The sequence below is a fragment of the Bordetella genomosp. 8 genome, assembly GCF_002119685.1.
GTDB lineage: Bacteria > Pseudomonadota > Gammaproteobacteria > Burkholderiales > Burkholderiaceae_B > Bordetella_C.
Genome location: NZ_CP021108.1, coordinates 3,282,023 through 3,299,904, shown reverse-complemented (window position 1 = coordinate 3,299,904; position 17,882 = coordinate 3,282,023). Strand labels below are relative to the sequence as shown.

Here is a 17,882-nt window from a genome sequence, read left to right as displayed (position 1 = left end):
ACCCGCCACGCGGGCCGCTTCAGTAAGCGACGCGATAGCGTTCGAGGGCGGCGAGGTCCGGTTCGATGCCGATGCCGGGCGCGTTCGGCAGGGTGATCCAGCCGTCCTTGTTCGTGGCTTGCGACAGGGTCCACACGGCTTCGCGCAGCGGGTTGGGATTGGCGTCGACTTCGACCATGCCCTCCGGACCCAGGGCAGCGCGCAGATGCATGGACGCGGCCAGGCCGATGCCGCCGCCCAGCCAATGCGGACAGAAGGTCAGGCCGGCGATCCGCGCATAGCGCGCCACCGCCATGCAGCCCGAGATGCCGCCCCATTTGCCGACGTCGGGCTGGACGAAGCGCAGGTGGCCGTTGTCGATGGCCGCCTCGAATTCGGCCTGGCCGCGCAGGTTTTCGCCGGCGGCCAGCGCCAGCGGCGTGCCGCGCGCCAGGCGGCGCCAGTCGGGGAGCGACTCGTCGGCGGCCATGGGTTCTTCCACCCAGTACGGGGCGAAGGCTTCCAATGCCGCCAGGCGCTCGGCGGCCACCTCAGGATCCCAGGCCTGGTTGGCATCGACCATGATGCGCGCGCCCGGCCCCAGCGCGTCGCGGATCTCGCGAAAGTTGGCAAGATCGCGAGCCGGTTCGAATCCGACCTTGAACTTGAACGCAGCATAGCCTTCGGCCTGTTTCGCCATCGCGGTGTCGGCCACCTTGTCCGGGCCGATGCCGCTGGCGTAGGGCAGCACGCGCCCGTCGGCCGTATCCGCGCTGCCGGCGGCGGCCGCCAGGGTGCGCCACAACGGCTGGCCGGCGCGGCGCGCCCGCATGTCCCACAAGGCCTGGTCGACGGCGCCGGCGATCTGCGCGAAGGGGCCCGGTTCGCCGGCCTGGATCGCGATACGGCGCAGCCGGTCGCCCAAGCCGCGCCACACCCCGGTGGGATCGTCGCTGGGCATGCCGATGAGCATGGGCGCCACCATGTCACGCGCCAGCCGCGCACGGTGTTCCGCGCCAACCGGCGGGAAATTGCAGAACACTTCGCCCCAGCCCCAGGCGCCATCGGCGGCGGCGACACGCAGGAACACCGCGGGCCGGTTGCTGAAACTGCCGACGGCGGCGCGCACCGGGGTCGCGATGGGCGCGCGGAACACATGGCATTCGATGTTTTCTATCGTCATTCAGGCTTTTCCTTCATCGGGCCTTTTCGTTCGACATGGTCTTCAGTCCGCCTTGATGCCCAGATCGCCGGCAACCTTGCCCCACTTCTGCAATTCGGCGGCGATATACCGGCGGAAGTCCTCGGGTGTGCCGGCATCCGGCACCAGGCCGGCCTCCATCAGCTTGGCGTGCACGTCCTTCTCGGCCTGCACCTTGTTGATGGCGCGATTCACGCGATCGACGATGTCGGCCGGCAATTTCGCGGGGCCGGCCAGGCCCTGCCAGGCCACGACTTCGAAGCCGGGCAGCTTGGCGGCCTCGGCGATGGTGGGGATATCGGGATACTCGGGCACGCGCTTGAGGCCGCCGACGCCCAGCACCGCCAGCTTGCCCGCCTTGACCTGCTGCATCATCGTGCCCTGGTCGGCGAAGATCATGTCGACGTGGCCGGCGACCAGGTCGCCCAGCAGGGCGCCGGTGCCCTTGTAGGGAACGTGCAGCATCTTGGTCTGCGTGCGCGCCTCGAACAGCGCGGCGGCCATCTGCTGCATGCTGCCGGTGCCCGAGGATCCGTAGCTCAAGCTGCCCGGATGGGCCTTGGCGTAGGCGATCAGATCGGCGGCGCTGCGCGCCGGAACCTTGTCGGGATTCACGACCAGCACGTAGTTCACCACGACGGTCTTGGTAATGGGCGCGAGCTGCTTGAGCGGATCGAAGGGATTGTTCTTGTAGATCACCGGGTTGATGGCGAAGGTCGCGATATTGCCGACCAGCAGGGTGTAGCCATCCGCGGGCGCCCGCGCCACGGCCTCCGTGCCGATGATGCCGCTGGCGCCGGGGCGGTTGTCCACCACGACGCTCTGGCCCAGCTCCCTGGCCAGGGCCGGCGCGACGATGCGCGCGTACGCATCGACGGCGCCGCCGGGCGAAAAGGGCACGACCAGGCGGATCGGCTGGCTGGGCCAGGTGTCCGCGGCGGTTGCGGGCCGCGGCGCCGTGGCCAGCGTGCCGCACATGGCGAGCGTGGCGATGGTGCCCAACGCACGCCTTCTCCAGTCGCGAGGGGAATCATGCCGGGCGCTGCGCATTGGATGGTTCATTGAAGTCTCCTGTTTATTGTCGTTGGTGCGGCGCGATATCCACGCTGCCGGGTAGCCTGCCTGGGTGGATCATCGGCGGCAACACCGCAAGTATCACATGCGCGTCTATGATGTACCGGGCGCCACCGCCGGCGCGCGCCAACCAAGCCAACAGGAGACGAGCATGAAAGTCCAGGGCCAGTGCCATTGCGGCGCGATCAGGTACGAAGCGGAAGTCGACCCGGCCGCTGTCTCGATCTGTCACTGCACCGACTGCCAGCGTATGAGCGGCAGCATCTTCCGTGTTTCCATCCCAGCCCCGGCCGAGCATTTCCGCATCGTCAAGGGCGAACCGCGCCGTTACATCAAGACCGCGGATAGCGGCGCCCGCCGCGTACATGCCTTCTGCGAACACTGCGGATCGCCGGTCTATTCGAGCGCCGTCGACAATCCCACCAGCTATTCCCTGCGCCTGGGCGCGCTGGACCAGCGCAACGAACTGGGCCGGCCCAGCAAGCAGATCTGGGCCAGGCGCCGCGTCGACTGGATGCCGCCGCTGGAGGACGTCCCGGCGGTAGAAGGCCAACCCTAGTGGTCGAAATGCAGGCGCAGGAAGGCGCGGCCGTCCCGCCTGCCGGTGGTCAGGCGATCGGCCAGGCGCCGTAGCAGGACCGTGGATACACCGCGCAGCGTGCGGTCCAGCTCGGCCTGGAATTCCTCGTCGCTGGTGTCGAGCAGGGAAGGCGATACCGGCGCGGCGGCGCCCAGCTGCAAGGGCTCGCCGGTGTAGGTGAGCTCCACGTCGAAGTTGTACTCGTCGAAACTGCCGCGGATGGCGGTGACCGTGCGGTTGCCGCCGGCCGCCATGATGGCTTCCGCCGCTTCCAGGGCGGCTTCGGCGGCGCGCTGCACGGCATCGCGCCGCGCGCCCCAGCGTGCGCCCGACGCTTCGACGAAATCGACGATGGCCGTGCCCAGGTCCAGCGGCGTTCCGCCGGCGTCTTCGGGCAGCGGCGAAAGCTTCTTTTCGGCGCGTTGCGATACGCCCAGGCGGAACAGCAGGTTCAACAGGGTGGCGACCACGCCCGCCACCACCACGCCGCTTTCGGCCAGTATGCGTAGCGAGGCCGGCGCCTGTTCCGCCACGTCCGGCAGCAGGATCGTCCCCACGCCGGCGACCAGCGACAGGCCGACCATGAAGGTGCCGCGCGCATCCATGGCCCGCGATGCGATCAGCTCGATGCCGGACACCATCAGGTAGGCGGCCGCATAGGTTTCCACCGCGCCCACCACCGGCGTCGGAATCAAGGTCAGGGCGACGGTGGACTTCGGCAGGAAGGCGACAAGGGCCAGCAGTCCGCCCGCGACCAGGCCCGCGTAGCGCGTGGTGGACCGGCTGATGTGGCACAGCGCGATATTGGCCGACGAGGTGGCGCTGGGCAGGCCGCCCATGAAGCCCGCCAGGATGTTGGAAAGCGACCCCGCGCGTATGCCGCCGCTGACGCGCCGCATATCGGGGCGGCGCCAATCGGCGTCATCCATTTTGCTCATCAAAACGACTGTACCCAATGTGTCGAGCTGCACCATCACGGCCAGCAGCACCACTGCGACCAGCACCGCGGGATCCAGGTGCACTTCCGGCACCGGCACGCTGGGCAGACCGAAGTAGGGCGCGTTTTCCAGGAGTTCGCCGCCGCTCAGGCGCCCCAGGACGCCGGTGAGGATGATGCCGGCGATCAGCCCGGCCAGCAGCGCGAACAGCTTGGTGCGGCGCGATCCCCATACCGACAGGGCCACGATGACCGCCAGCGTGGTGCAGCTGATCAGGATATCCTGGCCATCTATCATCAGGCGCGAGCCGCTGATGGCCTTGGCCGGCGCGAAGCCTGTGGCATGGCGGAAGGCCGGCTCGATCAGGGAAATGCCCGTCACGCATACCACCACGCCAGCGATGGTGGGCGGAAAGAAAGCGCGCAGGCGCGGAATGGCCTGGCCCACGAGCAGTCCCGCGACGCCATTGGCAAGACCGATGGCCGCCAGCACGCCGCCGCCCTGCACGGCGATCACGGACGCCGCGGCGATCATCACGATGGGGTCGGGCAGATGGATGATGAGCGCGCCCGCGCCCAGCTTGCCGCCGTAGGCCTGCAGGATGGTCGCGATGGCCATCCCAAGCACGGTCGCCGTGACGAGGCTCTGCGTGGCTTCCTGCGTAAGATTGGCGATGTGCGCGGTGGCCAGCACGTAGGCCACGAAGGCCAGCGCGGTGGCAGTGTGCTGCGCGGCCAGGCCCAGCAGCGTGCCCACGGGAGGCCGCTCGTTGACGGCATACATCAGGTCGGGTGGCCGGCGATTGATCTGAACGGGCGGCAGGCGCAGGAGCGTTCGCAATGACATGGCGGTTTGGCCGACCTTCGGGCATGGCGCCCGTGTTTATTCAGGTTTTGGACAGGCTGCTCAGCCCGTATTATCAGTAAAACCCCGTCCGTTGGCGAGACGGGTCTTCGATGATGTCAGGGCAGGGAGCGGGGGATGCGCGAACCGGCGGGCGCCAGGCTCGGCCTGGAGATGGAAATGGTGGTGGTTCGCCGCGGCAGCGGCGCCAGCCATGCGGCCGAGCGATATCCCCTGGCGCTGGCCGCCATCAAGCGCGGGCGCGGCGAGGACATTCGCCTGACCATGGTGGGCGACCGCGCCATCGGCGCCACCGGGCCGCTGGGCGAAAGCGGTTTCGACAACGGCTACAACCTGCTGGAAACGGCCTTTGCGCCGGTGGCGGGTGGCCCCGGCGGCCTGGACCGCCTGGCCGCGGCGGTCCGCACTGAACTGGCGGACGTCCGCGAGGCGCTGGGCGCCGAGGATGCCGCGGTGCTGAACGCCGCCGAACATCCGGCCGCCGCGCTCGATACGGAGCACTACCTGCGCATGCGCGTGCCGCGTCCCATCTACGCCGAGCTCGTGCGCCATCGCGGCTGGCTGCATCGGATCGGCATCGACGCCAAGGCACAGAATGGACCATGTACCGCGGTGCCGGTGGCAAGCGCCGCGCGCGCGCTGAACGTCATCGTCGCGCTGGCGCCGGCCTTCGTCGCGCTGTTCGCCAATAGTCCCTTGCAGGATGGCCGCGTGACCGGCCTGAAGGAAAACCGCATGCTGCTCTGGGACCGGATGTTCCGCCATGCGCGGTTCGCCGGCGACCACCGGCTGCAGCAGCCGCCGGAACGGCCGTTCGCCGACCTGGGCGATTACTTCCGCTGGATGTTCGCGCCCGATACGGTCAGCCGTGGCCTGCCGCTGGCGCTGGACCAGGGCGACGATGAATACAAGTCGGCGGCCAGCGTGTACCTGGACGGCCATCCTTCGCTGGGCCGTTTCCTGCGCGCGCCGTCATGGATGGGACGCCGCGCCGACAACGGCGCGCCCGTGACGCTGAAACCGCATGCCGGGCACTTCGAGTATTCCCAGTTCGCGCATTTCCTGGATGCGCGCTATCGCTACAGGCTGGCCAGCCGGCCCCCGTTGCAGGACCTGCTGTCGGCCTGGGAGCGTCCCGGGGGCATCGAGGCGCTGTATGCCAGCCTGGGCGTGGATGGCTATATCGAAGGACGCGCGCCCGGCGCGGTGTTTCCCGATCGGCAGCTATGCGACGAAGCGGGCGTCGAGGTCGCCGGGCGCGCGCCGATGGCGGCATCCGCCCTCCAGCTGGGCGTGCTGCGCAACCTGGACGCGGCGGAAGACCTGGTGCGCGACTGGGGGTGGCTGCGCTTGCGCGGGATGCGCACGACAGCCATCCGCATGGCCCTGGAGGACGACCGCGTGCGCGCGCTGGCCGCCGACGTGCTGGCCGTCGCGGGGCAGGGCTTGCCGCCCGCCGAACGGTCCTGGCTGGCTTATGCCGACCATGTGCTGGCCAGCGGGCGCACGGGCGCGGATCGGCTGCTGGAGCTCTGGACGCGCACGCCGGGCTGCGTGGCGGAGAAACTGCGCGCGGTTTACGCGTGGCGGGCGCTTTGCGTGCCCGGCGCCTGAGACTGGAATGCCTGAGGCTGGGGTGCCTGAGACTGGATGCCGGGCCCGCCCGTTCAGCTTCAGCGACCCTCGTAGACCTCGTCGGCCGCCAGCAGGATATCGACAGGCGGATCGAAGCCGATGATGCGCGCGGTCTCCAGGTTCAGCGCGATCTTCGCCGGGTCTATCCATATCTGGTTCAACTGCCGCGGCCGCGCGCCATTGAAGATGCGCGCGATGGTCTCGGCATAGAACAGGCCGACGTATGAATAATCCGCCTGGGCCAGGCTCATCAGGATGCCTTTCCTGACTTCCTCGGACCCGAGCATGGAAAAACTGGGCACCTTGGCCTGGCGCAGTATCCGCGCGACGTCGGCCACGCTGTCGGGCGTGATGCCGCGGTGTACCGTCACGTAGACCGCGTCCACCTGCGGCGCGACTTCGCGATAGCAGGCCAGCGCATTGCGCGTGGCTTCTTCCTGCGGGATGCCGTTGGCGCGCGCATTGCAGCCGCGCACCGTGAAGTGCAGCTCGCGCGCCACCTGTTCGACGGCATCGACGGCGGCGTAGGTTCGGCCTTCCGGGCTGTCGTCGTACACCAGGCCCAGGGTCTTGAAGGGCACGATGTCATGGAACAGCCTGACCTGGCGCTGGTAGCGTTCGGGCTGCACGCGTGCGTGCAGATTGTCCAGGCCGCTGTCCTGCGCACTCTTGACGATGTGCGCGCCGACGGCGTCGCTGGTCGATGCCACCACGGTCGGCACGGGAGCACCCAGCGTCGCCATGTCCTGGCCGGCCAGCGTGCCCATGGCGATGATCAGGTCGATATCGCCGCGTTGCCGGAGACGGTCCTGGATGGCCTGCCGCACGGCGGGGCGCTTGCTGGCGTCGAAGTTGCCGGGCTGCCACCAGGCGTCGGGGACGAATTCCAGCACGTCGCTGCGCGCATGGTCGGCCAGGAACTGCCAGATCTGGTGGCCGCTCAGGCCTTCCGGTATGGCCGGGACCGTCATCCAGCCCAATTGCTGCAGGCCGGCGACGATCACGCGCAAGGTGCGCGGGTATTCGCTGTAGTCGCCGCTTTCGAAATAGCCCAGGCGCCACTTGCGGCCGTCCGCACGCGGCTTCAGCGTGGTCGGGAAGACCTGCGCCGCCGCCTTCGCCGACGGCGTGGCCGCGGCCGGGGATGGCACGGGCGTCGGAGACGTGGCGGGCTGGGCGCCGACGGCTTGGGCCAGCACCCAGGACATCATCAGGCAGAGCAGGCGTTTCATCATGGACGGCGTATCACGATCAGGGTGATGTCATCGGTCTGCTCGACGTTTTTCGCAAAAGCGTGGATGTCGTCCAGCAGGCGTTCGGTCAGGCGGGCGGCGTCGGCGCCCGGGCGGGCCAGCGTGTTGATCATGCGCTCGGCGCCATAGTGGCCGCCCAGCGCGTTGGTCGCATCGGTGACGCCGTCGGTATAGCCGACCAGCGTTTCACCGTCGTCCAATTGCGCCGTCAGGGTGCGATATTGGAGGTCTTCCTGGACGCCGCACGCCGGACCGCTGCGGCCTTCCAGCAGGCGGACGGTGCCGTCGGCACCGACCAGTACCGGCGGCGGATGCCCCGCATTGGCCCACTGCAGCTCGCCGGTGTCCAAATCCAGGACGCCCAGCAGCAGCGTCACGAACATCAGGTTGGGATTGTTCTCAGATAGGCGATTGTTGACGCGCGCCATGATGGCGGCGGGATCGGTCTCGTCTTCCGCGGTGGCGCGGATCAGCGTGCGGGTCACCGCCATGAACAGCGCGGCCGGCACACCCTTGTCGGACACATCGCCGATCGCCAGGCACAGCTTGCCATTCGGCAGCAGGAAATAGTCGTAGAGGTCGCCGCCGACCTCCTTGGCTGGCTGCATGACGGCATACAGGTCGGCGCGCTCCAGCACCTCGGTCTGCAGCGGCACGGGCAGCAGGCCCAGCTGGATGGCGCGTGCGATGTTCAGTTCGCTTTCGAAACGTTCGCGGGCAGTGGTTTCCTGCATCAGGCGCGTGACGTTTTCGCGCAGGCGCTTGTCCATGAACAGGAAAGACGCGGCCAGGCGGCCCGTTTCGTCGTGGTACCGCCGGGGCAGGTCGGCGATATGCGCTGGTACCGCCGAAGGCGCGGTCAGGTCCTGCCTGGGCAATTCGCGCGCATAGCGCGTCAGCGTGCGCAAAGGGCGCACGATGTGCGCCGCCACCGGCCACGCGCACAGCAGCGCCAGCAACAGCGTCAGGCCGAAGATCATGGCCTGCCGGTTCAGCACGGCCGTCGCCGGCGCGGCGAAGTCGCGTTCGGGCACCACCGCGACCACCGTCCAGCCCAGCGGCTTGAAGCGCAGGGCTTCGATGTGCTGCGCATCGCGGCCGGCATCGAAGGCGATGACCTGCGTGGCCTCGGTGGCCGTCACCCCGCGCAGCAGCTCGCGCAGGGTCTTGCCGCTGCCGATGTCGCGTGTATCGAGCAGCCCGGCGGCGCGCGCCGGCGGCGGCACAACGGTTTCATCGTCGTCCGCGGTAATGAAAACGAAACCGGAGCGTGCCAGCGTCAGGCGCGACAGGGTATCGCGCAGGGCGCTACGCATCTGCTCGCGGCGGGTATCGACCTGTTCGATGACGTCCTGCACGCTGTCGCTGATCGCGATGACCCAGTCCCATGGGCGGAAGTACGCAAAATAGGCATAGCGCGGCTCGGCCTCCTGCGCGCCGGCCGGCCATCGGTAAATGGCGAAACCGTAGCCGGACGTGTGGCTTTCCTCGTAAAGCGCGCTGGCCAGCGGGCGGCCCTTGAAATCCGTGATGCCGGACAGGTCGCCATCGATCATGGACGGATTGCCGCTGGCCAGGACTTGCCCTTGGGCGTCATAGATGAAGGCGTAGCTGCGCTGGCCCAGGTTCAGGTGGTTGACCCAGGCGCGCGCCATGCCCTTGGCCGCGCCCAGGCCGACCACGCCGCGATCCGCCATGTCGGCGTAGCCGGCCAGCACCGAGGCCACGATGTTGCCGGTTTGCAGCAACTGGCGGCGACCGTTGCGCACCATGCTGACCTTATCGTCGAGCAGGGCGGACCAGCGCGCTTCGATGTCGCGCTGGATCAGGTCCATGATGTTGCTGACCGCATGCTGCTCGCTGGCGGATACCGTACGCGTGACGTCGCGCCGGCTGGTCAGCATGATGAAGGCCGCCACCACCAGCAGGATCGCGACGACCAGTAGGAAGATCTTGCTGCGCAGGGAACGCGAGAACATGGGGCGCCGGTGGAAAGATTGTGATTGCACCCCAAAAAACTGATGCAAAACTCGACAAGTGTAAATAAGATTCAACGCGTTGTGTGTGTCAGTTTTGCGTGCCGTTATTGGCCTTGGGAATCATCGATGCGCGAGCCGCTGCAGCGTGTTTTGGACGGCCTGCGTCGTCACCCCGTACTGGAAGTCACGCTGGCCTGCCTGGCCGTGTTGCTGCTGGCGCAAGCGCTGATAGGCGCCTTGAGCCTGTCCGCCCTGAATCGGCTGATCGCGGATACCACGGCCGACCGGGTCGAAGTTGCCGCGCAACAGATTGCCGGCAATATCGAAAACGGCTTGCGTCTGGGCAAGCCGCTGGCGCAGTTCTTCGGCTTGCGGCAGTTGCTCAGCGAGGGCACTCACGATGCCGGCGACATCGTCGGCGTGGGGGTGTGGCTGCCGGATGGCGACGGGGTCGCGGCGGTGGGCGAGCCGGCCGGCGCGGCGGCGCTCGCCCGCGCCTTGTTCCAACCTTCGTCCCTGGCTTTGCCGGAGGGCGTCGCGCGGCGGCCTTCCGGCGCATTGATGAGTACGGCCGACGGTACGCTCACCGTCGCGGTGCGTTTGCGGGGCGACGGCGCGGCGGGCGCCGACACGACGGGCGGCGATACGTCAGGCGCGCTGGTGGTGTCCGCCAAGCGCGACAGCGCCGCCGCGCATGCCATCCTGCTGCGCAACCTGGCCGTGCTGCTGGCCGTGACAGCCGCGGTGGGCTTGGCGCTGGCAGCCGTCTTCCGCTACGTCGTTCCGCTCAACACCCTGGTGGCGGGCGGCCGGTCGCGTTTCGTCGTACCGCTGGTCGCGCTGGTACTGGCGCAGGGCATCTATGCCGCCTATACCGTGAACGCCTTCCGGACAGGCTGGCTGAGCGTCACGCGCGGCAACGTCGCCGTCCTGGCCGAAGGCCTGCAACACGACCTGGATCGCATCCTTGGCTACGGCATCGACCTGGACAAGCTGCGTGGCATCGAAGCGCCGTTCCAGCGGCTCGCCGCGACCTTTCCCGCGATACGCGAGATCGACCTGGTCGCCGCCGACGGCCGCACGCTCAATCGCGCCGATGCCCGCGGCAGCCTGCCGGCGGCCGACGCGCCGTCGAAGGCGGTTGCCGATGACCTGACGCTGGTGCTGCCGCTGGGGCGGGGCGCCTCGCGTCCGCAAGCGCAAGGCAGCCTGGTGGTCAGGCTGTCCGAGGATGTGCTGGCGCGTGGCGTGCGCAGCCGCATGCTGGATGCGGTGACCGTCGTCGCGGTCGCGCTGGTCGCGGCGGTGGAAATGCTGTTGCTGCTGTCGCTGCTGCTGAATCGCGGCTTCCGCATGCCAGGCGAGGACGCCGCGCCGGCGGGCTTGCGGAATACCTCCGACATCGGCCGCATCGCCCGGCCGGTCATGTTCGGCTTCCTGTTCGCCTGGGCCATGCCCTTGGGGTTCCTGCCGCTCTACGCCCGCAGCCTGCCCACGGGCGGCCTGGCGCTGCCCGCCAATCTGCTGCTGGCACTGCCGATTTCGGTGGAGATGGGTTGCGGCCTGTTGACGGCCTTGCTGGCGGGCCGCCTGACCGATCGCAAGGGCTGGCAAGTGCCGGTCCTTATCGGGCTGGGCGTGTCCTTCGCCGGCATGCTGGCCTGCGCGCTGGCGGCCAATCTGCCGATGTTCGCCGCCGCGCGCGGGCTGGTCGGGCTGGGCTACGGATTGGCCTGGATGGGACTGCAAGGTTTCATCGTGACACGCAGCAGCCCGATGTACCGCGGACGCAATATGACCAGCGTGATCGCGGGATTGTTCGCCGGGCACCTGACCGGCGCCGCGGTTGGCGCCATGCTGATGGAACAGCTGGGTTTCCGGCTGGTGTTCGGCATCAGTGCCGTGATGATGATGGTGCCGGTCCTGGGTATCCTGGTCCTGATGCGGCCGTATATGCAGCGCGCTCCCCTGACGGTCCGGGCGGACCCGCCCCGGCCCTTGGCGCGCGCCGCGCGGCTGGTCTTCACGCGCGATTTCGGCCTGCTGCTCCTGGGCAGCGTCATTCCGTTTTCCATCGCGCAGGTCGGCCTGCTGTCCTTCGCGTTGCCGCTCTACCTGGAGGCCGCCGGCGTGGCGGCATCAAGCATCGGCCGGGTGCTGATGATCTACGGCTTATGCGTCATCTACATCGGGCCTATGATGGGCCGCCTGGTCGACCGGTCGCCGTCGAAGAAAGGCTGGATCGTGCTCGGCGGCCTGATCGGCAGCGTCGGCATGCTGGGGCTGTACTTCAACAGCGGCCTGCCGGCCGCGGCGCTGGCCGTGTTGTTGCTGGCGCTGGCCAGCTGTTTTGCCGGCGCTTCGCAGTCGCCGTACATGCTGGCGCTGCCCGACGTCCAGGATTATGGCGCCGCCGGCGCGACCAGCGTCATGCGCGCGGCCGACAAGCTGGGGCAGATGGCCGGTCCGCTGATGGTGGGGGCGCTGTTCGGCACCGCCGGCATGGGCGCCAGCCTGGCCATTACCGGTGTGGTGTATCTGGCGGCAACCATGGTCTTTTTCATTTTTGCTCCAGGTCGTCCGGCCCGGCCATGGGCACCGGTATGACGGGCACGCGCGGCGTCAGCGACGTCAGCAGTTCCGCCGCGATGGTCCCCATGTGCCGCGCCACTTTTTCCACCGGCAGCTCCGGCGTGCCCCACAGCACGACGGGCGCGCCGATGGCCACCGGCGGCAGGCCGGTCAGGTCCACCGGGATCAGGTCCATCGTCACCGCGCCCAGCGTGGGGGCGATATGCCCGTCGACCAACACCGGCGTTCCCGCGGGCGTGCGGCGCGGATAGCCGTCGCCATAGCCGCTGGCCACCATGCCCACGCGCATGGGCGCGGCCGCGACGATGGACCCGTTGTAGCCGAGCCGCTCTCCCTTGGCGACGTCGCGGATACCGATGATGCGTGTATGCAGCGACATCGCCGGTCGCAGTCCCAGCGCCGGTCCATCGATATCGGGCAGCGGGCTGGCGCCATACAAGGCGATGCCCGGCCGGACCCAATCCGTCGATCGCGCGGCGTCGGGATGGCGCAGCAGCGCCGCCGAATTGCAGAAGCTGCGCGGGCCCGGCAGATCGCGTATCAAGGCCTGGAAGCGCGCGTCGGCCTGCGCGATGCCATCGGGTTGTTCCGCGCGGCCGTAGTGGTTCAAATGGGCGATGCCCGCGATGCGGCCCTGGCGCGCCAGTACCGTGCAGCGTCGGTAGGCCTCGGCATATCCGGCGTCGTCGAAGCCGGTGTAGCCGATATCGCCCGCGTAGCGCAGCCAGATCCAGGGTGGCGCGGCGCGGGAAGGGGCGTCGCCCAGCCAGTCGATGGGCCTGTCGTGCGACAGGGCCAGGTGCAGGTCCGGCAATGCCAGGCGTTGCGCTTCCTCCGCGTCCAGCAGCCCGCCGAGAACCAGCAGCGGGCCGTTCCAGCCGGCGGCGCGGCAGGCGCGCGCATCGGCCAGTTGGCTGACGGCGAGGCCGTCGGCGCCTGCCAGGCCGGGCAGTACACGATGCAATCCGTGGCCGTAGGCGTCGGCCTTGACTGTGGCCCAGATGCGTGCCGCCGATGCCGGTCCCAGCCGCGCGCGCAGCGCGGCCAGGTTGTGGGCGACCGCGGCGGCGTCCACCCGGGCATGCACGCGCAAACCGATGGCGTTGCCGTCCATGGCGCTAGCCGTGGCTGGCGACCAGCGTCAGCCGGTTCCAGCCATCGTCGCGCCGGTAGCGCAGGTCTTTCAGGTAGTGGCGCATGAGCCGCACGCCCTGGCCGCCGGGCATGGCTTCGTCCAGCGTCCGGGCCAGCGGGGCCGGCGACCACGCCGTCGGATCGTAGGGCCGGCCGTTGTCGGCGATCTCCAGGTACAGGTCGTCGCCCAGGCGGCGGTAGGCCAGCACCACCGCAGGCGCGGCGGCGGCCGCCGCATCCGTCGGGGTGCTCGCGGCGTCGGCCTCGGTCGCGCCGAAGGCGTACGACAGCACATTGGTCAGGGCTTCGTCCATGCCGAGCGTCAACGCGAACCGGCTGCGGGCGGGCCAGGACTCGCGGTCGGCGATCGCCTCCAGCCATTGCATGGCGGGCCCGACGGAATCGTGGCCGGGCACGAGCCGCAGCGTATCGGAAGCTTCAGCCATGGCAATGAGCAATAGTATGATTTCGCATGATCCGGGCGGCATGCGGCGCGCGGCGCCAATATCGCGATTATCCATCCAGGAAGTGCAACCCATGACTCTCGCAATCGAAAAGGTCGGTCCCGCGCTCGTGGTGTCGCCGCAGGGCCAGCTCAATAGCGCCAACGCCGCGTCGGTCGAATCGGAGTTGCTGCGCCAGATCGACAACGGCGAAAACAAGGTGGTGCTGGACCTGTCCAGCCTGGATTACATCTCCAGCGCCGGCCTGCGCGTCATGCTGCTGGCCGCCAAGCGGCTGAAGCAGAAGGGCGGGGCGCTGGCGCTGTGCAGCATCCAGCCGCACGTGCGCGAGGTTTTCGACATCAGCGGCTTCCTGTCCATATTGACCGTGGTCGACGCGCGCGACGACGCGTTGGACCTGATGGCCTAGCGGGCGCCGACCGACACGCATCTGTCACGGCAACATGTAACAGAAGTATTCTGAGATAATGGCGGCCCGCCCAGCAAACAGCGCAGCTACCCCCGCCCCATGTCCGCCCTGATGCAGTTCCTCGCGCGCCGCCTCGCCGCGGGCATCTTCCTGTTCGGCCTCGGCGCGGGCGTGCTGGTCGGCGCCGGTGCGACCACGTTGGCGAGCATGTCGGTGCAATTCACCATATCGACCCAGTGCAACGTGCGCAGCGCGGCCGAGTTTTCCGCCGCGGCGACGCCCAGCGTTTCCTGCCTGCACGGTGAGCCCGCGAACGTCCTGCTCGTCGACGATGCGCCCGTGATCGCCGCCGCGGATACCGGAAGCGAAAGCGGCCCGGCGCCCGCCATTCCGAACGCCAGGCGACAATTCTGGGTTGTCACGTTCTGACCGGCGGCGCCCGCTTCAGAAGTACACGGTGGCGGTGACGGTATCCGCATAGGCGCCCGGCACCGGATCCGTCTGCGCCTGGACGCGTCCGTACACCGTCACGGATTGGCTCGCGCCCGTACCGGTGTTTTCGAACATGGCCGTGCCCGCCGTCCCGTCACCCCACGGAATCGAACGGCTGCTGTCCGTGTAGAGCTGATAGCCCACCGTCTGCGTGCCGCCCGCTCGCAGCATGCGGCGGTTGGTGACCGTGCCGTTGTAGCCGCCGTTCAAGGCGATCCGGTACGCATCGCTGTTCGTGCATTGCACGTTGAGCGTGCTGACCGCGTCGACTTGCCGGTTCAGGAGACCTTGCGTGCCGAAATTCATCGGCGTGGCGGATATCGTGCAGTCGTTGATGACGTTGGCGGTGATCGTCGGGGTGAACGTGCCGCCCGCGGCCAGGGACGCGCAAGTCGGCGCGCCCAGCAGGTAATAACCGTAGTTCACCGTCGCCACGCCGCCGAAGCTCTCGGTGTAGGCGGTGGTGGCGTTGTTCACGGTGGGCACCGTGAACTGGTTGCCCAACACCTGCGCGTTCACCGTCACGTTCGCCGAGGCGCTGGTACCCAGCGCCGGCTTGGCGAGCGTCACCGAGATCGGCGTCGTGGAAGTCGCCGTCGAGCCCCACAGTGGACTATAGGCGGTGTTGCCTGCCACGCGGTATTGCAGGCGATTGCCGCCATTGCCCAAGGTGCGCGGATTCTGGCTGATCGATGCGCTGCCGGTGCCCAGGTTGACGCATACCAGCGCGTTGGGGACCAGGCTCACCACGGTCCAGTTGCACGTCACCGTGAGGGTGGCGGTGGTGCTGACAGGCGCGCCGCGTATGGGGCTGACGGCCGGAAACGTGATGGGCGTCATCGCTGCCGAGCACGTCTGCGCGTCGGCCGGCGTGCTCCATATGTAGAGCGCCACGATTGCGCTTAGCAGGAAGGCCAGGCGGCTCATGGCGACACCCTCGGACGCCGGACGCAGGTCAGCGGGCCGATGGTGGGCAGCGAGCCATCGGCAGGGCGGCGGTACGTGAAATCCACGTCGCATTGGAATTGCCTGCCTTGTAGCCGCAGGCGGTTGTCGGCTCGCAGGTGGTCGACGAAGGTGATGCCGTCATAACCTACGATGGTGTCCTTGCCGCTCGGCTCGTGATGCACGCGCGTGCCGACCGGTAGCGCCTTGCCGTCCTGATCACGCAGCACGATGGACGCGGCCGCATAGCGGCTCAGCGCGAATCTGGCGGTGACGCCCGAATACGCCTGGGGCACCACGTCCATTTCGGTGGCTTCCACGCGTGTGTCGGGCGGCAGCTTGAGGCTGTCGATGGCGATCTGGTTGTTCTGATAGGCATTGAGATTGGGCACCAGCAGGTAGCCGTCGCTGCCGGTGGCGCCGATCACGCGGTTCTGGCTCAAGACGGGTACGCCGCCGATGCCATCGGTGGAAACGAGCGCGAAGCCGTCATAGATCTGGCGCGATGCCTCCACATGGCCGCCCATCAGGACGATCCCGCCGTTCAGGTCCAGCGATGCATCGCTGCGGCCGTCCAGGTTTTGCGCGGTCGCCGTGACCTGTCCGTAGCGGCCCAGATATTGCGCCCAGCCTTGCTGGTAATCGATGGCGCCGGTACTGCCGGCTTGCGCGCCCCAGCCCCAGCCGCCGCCGTAGTCGGGCGTGCGCACGGCGCCGGCGGTATAGGTCGAACGGCCGTTCTGTTCGCCGGCATTCAGGCTGGCCACCGTGTTGTCGCCCAAGCCGATGCTCAGGCTCAGGAATACGCCCGTATTCGTGGAGTCGCTGAAATCCTGGAAGGCGTTCACATTGAACGTGACCTGGTTGCCCAGGTTCACCGCATACGAGATCGATCCTATGTCGGACTTGCTCACGCCGGGATAGCCCAGGCCGATATAACTCAGCGAAACCGTCTGCCGCTTGCCGATCGGGATCGAGAACGTGATGCGGTCATCGACGTCGGGCGTGGGCGTGCCGTCGCTGGACGCGAGGTCGCCGTAATTCCCGATCTTGCGCAGCGTGCGGATGTCGAAGGAAAAATCCGGCCGGATGTACTGGTAGCCTATGCCGGCCTGTGCGCCGTCCTGGCGGCCCGCGCTGACGGAAAGCGAACCATCCACCACCCCGTCCGTGCCCAGGCGGATCAATGCACCCGCGCCGGCGTTGTACACGCCTGGCGTCGTTTCGGCGTGGCCTTCGACGGTCAATGCATCGCTCACGCCGTAGCGTCCCGACAGGCTACCCGCTGGCGAGCTGTCGTAGTCGAAGGAACGCAGGCCGTAATCGCGGCGCAGGAATCCTGCTTCCGCGGAATAGCTGGACAGGCCTTGCGCCAACAGGCGCGAATCGATGTAGATCGGCAGCGATGTCGATACCGGACGACCCAGGGCGTCGCGGGTGACGATGCTGGCCACGCCGGCCCCGGTGATGCCCGGCACGTTGTTCACCACGAAGGGGCCGCCTGGCACGTTGCCGGAATACTGGCGGACGTTGTTGATGTAGACGTCGATGGCCGAAGGCACCACGGCCGTGCCGCTCAGCGCGGGCAGCGGGAAGGTGACCAGGTCGGGCCGCAGGCCGAAATTCCGCCTCCACTGCAGGCCGCCCATGCGCACCGAGCGAGACCAGGGTAACGATGACGATATGGTGTCGCCGAGCTGGGTGGTGCGCAGCGTGGCCGGGTCCGAATGGGACCACGAGGTGTCGTAGCGGACGTAGTCGCGATACGGGCCGTACAGGTAGGCGATGCCCGTGTTGCTCAGGACGCCGCGCGGGTCGAAGTAGCGCTCTTCGCTCCACACAGCCAGACTGTCGTTGGTGCCGGTCTGGCCGTAGGCGTCGTAGTTGAGCAGCAGCCCGCGGCCGGACGCCGCCGGCGCGGCGGGCTCCAGTCCGCGAGTGTCCAGGCTGTAGGCCTTCAGCAGGCTATTCGGGGCCTGGATGTCCACGGTCTGTTGTCCCGGGTTGTACCGATAGCGCAGTCCCGCGATCGCGTCCAGCGCGATGTCGCGGTCGCGCGGCGCCGTCGCCGAGCCGGTCAGCAGGCCCAGGCTGCCCAGGTCCTCCGGACTGATGAACAGGCGGCCGTTCAGCTCGCGAAAACGCGATATGAGCGTGGTGGCCTGGCCGTTGATATTCACGGAAAGATAGACCTCGTGTGCCGCCGGCGAGGACGGCGATTGGGCGCTCGCCGGGATGCATGGCATCAGGCAGATGATGCCCAGAAGGCAGGGCAGCCATCGGCCCGACGACCAGCGCGCGGCGACGCGTAAGCTGGGCGCGGGCAGGAGCCGGGCCGACACG

Annotated in this window: 14 protein-coding genes; 5 read left to right on the top strand and 9 right to left on the bottom strand. The window is 68.2% G+C overall.

Annotated elements, in window-relative coordinates; all coding sequences use genetic code 11:
• Positions 1-19 precede the first annotated feature (19 nt).
• Both CAL12_RS15020 and CAL12_RS15015 read right to left on the bottom strand, forming a co-directional pair.
• Entirely contained in the window at positions 20-1,162 is a 1,143-nt protein-coding gene (locus tag CAL12_RS15020; RefSeq protein WP_086065256.1) for a mandelate racemase/muconate lactonizing enzyme family protein, read from the bottom strand.
• A gap of 42 nt (positions 1,163-1,204) precedes the next feature.
• The gene (locus CAL12_RS15015; RefSeq protein ID WP_086065254.1) at positions 1,205-2,242 is read right to left on the bottom strand and encodes a Bug family tripartite tricarboxylate transporter substrate binding protein; all 1,038 of its coding nucleotides are present in this window, start codon (positions 2,240-2,242) and stop codon (positions 1,205-1,207) included.
• Positions 2,243-2,405: 163 nt separating this feature from the next.
• Here CAL12_RS15015 and CAL12_RS15010 point away from each other — a divergent pair, with 163 nt between their 5' ends.
• Positions 2,406-2,813, top strand: coding sequence for a GFA family protein (locus tag CAL12_RS15010; RefSeq protein ID WP_086065252.1), 408 nt, complete (start codon positions 2,406-2,408; stop codon positions 2,811-2,813).
• Here the strand turns inward: CAL12_RS15010 and CAL12_RS15005 are convergent.
• Positions 2,810-4,618: a uracil-xanthine permease family protein gene (locus CAL12_RS15005; RefSeq protein ID WP_086065250.1), complete on the bottom strand. Its 1,809-nt coding sequence runs from the start codon at positions 4,616-4,618 to the stop codon at positions 2,810-2,812. The genes CAL12_RS15010 and CAL12_RS15005 overlap by 4 nt on opposite strands.
• Positions 4,619-4,753: 135 nt before the next feature.
• On the opposite strand from CAL12_RS15005, the gene CAL12_RS15000 reads away from it, so the two are divergent.
• Complete coding sequence (locus CAL12_RS15000; protein WP_086065248.1) at positions 4,754-6,250, top strand: glutamate-cysteine ligase family protein; 1,497 nt, start codon at positions 4,754-4,756, stop codon at positions 6,248-6,250.
• 59 nt (positions 6,251-6,309) lie between these two features.
• On the opposite strand, the gene CAL12_RS14995 is transcribed toward CAL12_RS15000, so the two are convergent.
• Positions 6,310-7,506 carry an ABC transporter substrate-binding protein gene (locus CAL12_RS14995; protein ID WP_232464530.1) on the bottom strand — a complete coding sequence of 399 codons (1,197 nt, stop codon included), beginning with the start codon at positions 7,504-7,506 and terminating at the stop codon, positions 6,310-6,312.
• Entirely contained in the window at positions 7,503-9,503 is a 2,001-nt protein-coding gene (locus tag CAL12_RS14990; RefSeq protein ID WP_086065246.1) for a SpoIIE family protein phosphatase, read from the bottom strand. Before CAL12_RS14990 ends, CAL12_RS14995 begins: the two co-directional genes overlap by 4 nt.
• A 126-nt stretch (positions 9,504-9,629) precedes the next feature.
• On the opposite strand from CAL12_RS14990, the gene CAL12_RS14985 reads away from it, so the two are divergent.
• Positions 9,630-12,110, top strand: coding sequence for an MFS transporter (locus CAL12_RS14985; RefSeq protein ID WP_086065245.1), 2,481 nt, complete (start codon positions 9,630-9,632; stop codon positions 12,108-12,110).
• Here CAL12_RS14985 and alr read toward each other — a convergent pair.
• Together alr and CAL12_RS14975 are read right to left on the bottom strand one after the other, a co-directional pair.
• Positions 12,064-13,209, bottom strand: a complete 1,146-nt coding sequence (gene alr, locus CAL12_RS14980) for an alanine racemase (RefSeq protein WP_086065244.1) — start codon at positions 13,207-13,209, stop codon at positions 12,064-12,066. The genes CAL12_RS14985 and alr overlap by 47 nt on opposite strands.
• Positions 13,210-13,213: 4 nt before the next feature.
• On the bottom strand, positions 13,214-13,675 hold the full coding sequence (locus tag CAL12_RS14975) for an ATP-binding protein (RefSeq protein WP_086065243.1): 462 nt from the start codon (positions 13,673-13,675) through the stop codon (positions 13,214-13,216).
• A gap of 91 nt (positions 13,676-13,766) precedes the next feature.
• Between CAL12_RS14975 and CAL12_RS14970 the strand changes: the two genes are divergently transcribed.
• A complete protein-coding gene (locus CAL12_RS14970) occupies positions 13,767-14,102 on the top strand; it encodes an STAS domain-containing protein (RefSeq protein WP_086067901.1) in 336 nt (111 codons plus the stop codon).
• Positions 14,103-14,201: 99 nt separating this feature from the next.
• Complete coding sequence (locus CAL12_RS14965; protein ID WP_086065242.1) at positions 14,202-14,531, top strand: hypothetical protein; 330 nt, start codon at positions 14,202-14,204, stop codon at positions 14,529-14,531.
• Between the two features lie 15 nt (positions 14,532-14,546).
• On the opposite strand, the gene CAL12_RS14960 is transcribed toward CAL12_RS14965, so the two are convergent.
• Both CAL12_RS14960 and CAL12_RS14955 read right to left on the bottom strand, forming a co-directional pair.
• The gene (locus CAL12_RS14960) at positions 14,547-15,521 is read right to left on the bottom strand and encodes a Csu type fimbrial protein (RefSeq protein ID WP_086065241.1); all 975 of its coding nucleotides are present in this window, start codon (positions 15,519-15,521) and stop codon (positions 14,547-14,549) included.
• The gene (locus CAL12_RS14955; protein WP_232464529.1) at positions 15,518-17,881 is read right to left on the bottom strand and encodes a fimbria/pilus outer membrane usher protein; all 2,364 of its coding nucleotides are present in this window, start codon (positions 17,879-17,881) and stop codon (positions 15,518-15,520) included. Before CAL12_RS14955 ends, CAL12_RS14960 begins: the two co-directional genes overlap by 4 nt.
• Position 17,882 lies beyond the last annotated feature (1 nt).

Coding starts and splice junctions, on each gene's coding strand:
- CAL12_RS15020 (WP_086065256.1), bottom strand. CDS start 1,162: ATGACGATAGAAAACATCGAATGCCATGTGTTCCGCGCGCCCATCGCG.
- CAL12_RS15015 (WP_086065254.1), bottom strand. CDS start 2,242: ATGAACCATCCAATGCGCAGCGCCCGGCATGATTCCCCTCGCGACTGG.
- CAL12_RS15010 (WP_086065252.1), top strand. CDS start 2,406: ATGAAAGTCCAGGGCCAGTGCCATTGCGGCGCGATCAGGTACGAAGCG.
- CAL12_RS15005 (WP_086065250.1), bottom strand. CDS start 4,618: ATGTCATTGCGAACGCTCCTGCGCCTGCCGCCCGTTCAGATCAATCGC.
- CAL12_RS15000 (WP_086065248.1), top strand. CDS start 4,754: ATGCGCGAACCGGCGGGCGCCAGGCTCGGCCTGGAGATGGAAATGGTG.
- CAL12_RS14995 (WP_232464530.1), bottom strand. CDS start 7,506: ATGATGAAACGCCTGCTCTGCCTGATGATGTCCTGGGTGCTGGCCCAA.
- CAL12_RS14990 (WP_086065246.1), bottom strand. CDS start 9,503: ATGTTCTCGCGTTCCCTGCGCAGCAAGATCTTCCTACTGGTCGTCGCG.
- CAL12_RS14985 (WP_086065245.1), top strand. CDS start 9,630: ATGCGCGAGCCGCTGCAGCGTGTTTTGGACGGCCTGCGTCGTCACCCC.
- alr (WP_086065244.1), bottom strand. CDS start 13,209: ATGGACGGCAACGCCATCGGTTTGCGCGTGCATGCCCGGGTGGACGCC.
- CAL12_RS14975 (WP_086065243.1), bottom strand. CDS start 13,675: ATGGCTGAAGCTTCCGATACGCTGCGGCTCGTGCCCGGCCACGATTCC.
- CAL12_RS14970 (WP_086067901.1), top strand. CDS start 13,767: ATGACTCTCGCAATCGAAAAGGTCGGTCCCGCGCTCGTGGTGTCGCCG.
- CAL12_RS14965 (WP_086065242.1), top strand. CDS start 14,202: ATGTCCGCCCTGATGCAGTTCCTCGCGCGCCGCCTCGCCGCGGGCATC.
- CAL12_RS14960 (WP_086065241.1), bottom strand. CDS start 15,521: ATGAGCCGCCTGGCCTTCCTGCTAAGCGCAATCGTGGCGCTCTACATA.